Source organism: Mycoplasmopsis iners ATCC 19705, from assembly GCF_000701805.1.
GTDB lineage: Bacteria > Bacillota_I > Bacilli_A > Mycoplasmatales > Metamycoplasmataceae > Mycoplasmopsis > Mycoplasmopsis iners.
Window position 1 is genome coordinate 1 of sequence record NZ_JNJW01000022.1, and the last position, 3,579, is coordinate 3,579.

A 3,579-nucleotide genomic window follows, 5' to 3' on the forward strand; every position below is an offset into this window, starting at 1 on the left:
AGAAAATTTCCAAACCGAAAAACAAAGATTGGATACATTGTTAACTCAAGCAAATGCAATTTTAACTATTACTAATAAAAAAGTGCCAACTGAAGTAACTTATGGCACTGACTTTAATATTAGCTTTAAAGATAGCAATGTGCAAAAAGCAAGTTTTAAAAACAGTCCAAATATTACTAACAGAAGTGATAGAGATGGTCAAATTACTTTTGATTACACTTTAAAATCTGATAGACAGGATTTAATCACCATTCAAGAAGAAATTAATCAAGCAAGTGAAGTTGTTTCAGCTAAAAGTTCAAGTTTTACAGCTTCAGGATTCTTGACTGAAAAAGAAAGATTAGAAGACTTATTTAAAAATGTAATTTCACTTAATTATAGTGAGCTAAATAAAGCAAATTCAACTATTAACCCAAGTGAATTACAAACTAAATATCTTTCAATTTCTGATGCTAATAACTATAAAATAAATCCACAATATGAATTATTAAATTTAACTAGTGACAATTATAGAAATGGAACTAGAAGTGTTAAAGTAACTTTAAATTCAACTAAAGATAGTTTAACTGATATTTCATATACTTATGATTTAGCAAGTTTATTAACTAAAAAAACTCTAAGTGCAGAAGAACAAAAAATTGTTAATAGATATACCTTAACTGGTTTTGAAACCGAACAAACTAGAATTAATAATTTAGCAGTTAATTTCGCACCTTCAAAAACCTTAAAAATGGCTTCAGATTTATTGGCTGATAAAAACAATTGAGAAACTTATTTACCTGTAAATCCACAATTACAAGATGCAACGTTAGCTCTTGATGAAGCAAATGGAGAAGCTATAGTTGCAAATGATAAAACAGGTGAATTAACTCTTAAATACAAAGTTATTTCAAGTAGAGTAAATGATATTTCAAGTAATAGAACATATCATTTAAATAATTTAATGACTGAAGCGGATAGATTAAATGCAATTATTAATGATTCAAATATTGCTAAAACTATTCAAGAGATCCAAAATAAAGCAAATGTTTTACCATCAAGTATTCAAAATGTCGCTTTTAACAATTTAAATGCTAATCAAAAAGCTATTTTTAGCGATATTGAATTAACACCTAATGATACAACTGGAGAATTAGTAATTAACTATAAATTACAATCAACTAGAGATAATTTAAAGGACCAAAAATCTTCAATAACCGGTTCAGTTACAATTGGTGGTTTCTTAACCACTCTAGATAAAGCTAAACGTGAAGCTGAAGAATATATTAACAATTCACAAAATTTAAACAATGATGAAAAAACTAAATTTAATAATTTAATCGAGGAACAAAACAGTGTTACTGATGTAAATAGTAAATTGTTAGAGGCTCAAAAACAAGAATTAATAAACCAAATTGATCAAACTTACACATATTTAAATCCAAAACAAAAAGAGAATTTAAAAACTTTAATTAATAGTGCTACTTCAAAAGAAGATGCGCAAACTAAATTTAAGTCATATAGTGAATTAAATAATAAAATGCATCAGTTATCTGATTTAGTTACTAAATATGCAAATACTACTACTTCTGACGCAAAATACACCAATGCCACAGAAAGTGCAAAAAATAATTTTAAAACTGCTTATGAAGCAGCCGAAACTCTATTAACTTCAGCAACTGATAATGGTGCAAGTAAATTAGATCAATATATTGCAAATAGAAATGTAGCTAATTCATTAGATAACTTATATGATGCTTTAGACGGTTTACAAAATAATGCAATTAACCAAATTAATGAATTACCATATTTAAATAAAAATGAAAAAACAGCTTTAATTAATAAAATTAAGCAAGTTTCAAATAATAGCGATACTAAAGAAAGTTTAATTGATGCAATTGTTGAACAAGCAACAAATGCTAATAAAGCCAAAAAATCTTACATTGATACAATTCAAGGTTTAAGCGATTTATCAAAAGAAGAAAAAACCAACTTTAAAAATCAAATTATTAATAATGGAATCATTAATAAAAAGGGTGAAACAACAAATCAAAGCGATACCAATGATTCTATTTTAAAAGAAGCTAAAAAGCAAAATTGAAGCAATCAAATTGATAAATTAACTTCAATTAATAGTCAGCAACAACAAGCTTTTAAAAATCAATTAAGCACGAATAAAACCGATAGTGAAAATGAAAAAGTTGTAAATGATGCTAAAACTTATGATGCTTTAGATAAACAAGCAAAAGACTTTAATCAAACCTTTAATAGAAATCAAATTAAATATATTTTTGCTCAAGACAATTTAAAAACAGCTTTAGATAATGCTTTAGATAGTTTTAGTCCTTTAATTAATACTAATGCAACAAACATTGATTTAAATGAATTAAAAACTAAATTAAATAACTTTAAACAGGCAGTTACTAATTTAGATGGTGAAAAACAATTACAAGATCTTAAAGACAAAATTGACACTTTCACTTCATTAAGCGAAAATCAACGTGAAACTTTAAAAAATCAAGTTAGTCAAACTAATAATTTAACCGAAGCTAAAAAATTAGTTTCTAGTGCGGAAGGATTAAACACTAAACTTAATAATTTAAATACTTTAATTACTAATTTAGAAACTGATAAAACTTCTAATACTCGTTATCTTAATGAAGATTCAACTAATAAAGCTGATTATGACCAAAAATTAGTTAATGCTAAAAATCAAATTAATGATAACTTCAAACAAGATCTTAATGATATTGCTAATAAAATTACTGCAATAGATAACTTAACTTCTTCATTAAATCAAGTTAAAGATGCTTTAGATGGAGATAGAAAAGAATTTAAACGTAATTTAAATAATTTTGCTCTTTGAAAAGATAATCAAAAAGACGCTTTTAGTCAAAAAATTGATCAATTACCAAAAGACTTTTTAACTTCACAACCAAATAAAAAGACTGAAATTTTCAATGAAATCTTTAGCAAAATGCAAGAAAATGCTAATAATTTAATTGATCAAACTTCTTTAGGAAGCGCAGAAAAAGAGGCATATAAAACTTTAATTAATTCTGAAAATATAGATGAAAATATTAATCCATATGATCTTCTTCTACTTAAAACAATCACAAAAGCTAAAACAGATAATTTAGATAGTTTAAATCCAGCGCAAAAAACATATTTCAAAAATAAAATTGATGATTCAAACATTAATGATGCTACAAAATTAAATGCAATTTTAACTGAAGCAGAAACAGTAAATCAAAAAATGAATGATTATAAAAATACATTCAAAGATGATACTAATAGTGATAGCACCAATGTAGAAGCAATTAAGGAAAGCATTGATTATACTGAAGCTGATAATGATAAAAAAACTGCTTTTGATAATGCTTTAGATCGAAGAAGCACTGATTTATCGAGCTCAACTGATAATTTAACAATTGAACAAATTGATCAAAAAATTGCAACTTTAAAACAAACAAAAGAGGATTTAAATGGTGATGAAAATCTAACAAAAGCTAGAAATCAAGCAAAAAATAAATTAAATACTGATTATACATATTTAAATGATGCTCAAAAAGCAAGTTTAATTGACAAAGTTGATAAAAC

The 3,579-nt window shown here is 25.3% G+C and carries 1 protein-coding gene; it reads left to right on the forward strand.

Annotated elements, in window-relative coordinates; genetic code table 4:
• Positions 1-3,579, forward strand: a 3,579-nt coding sequence (locus T395_RS03460) for a rhoptry family protein (protein WP_036458517.1), incomplete at both ends; no start/stop codon positions are given.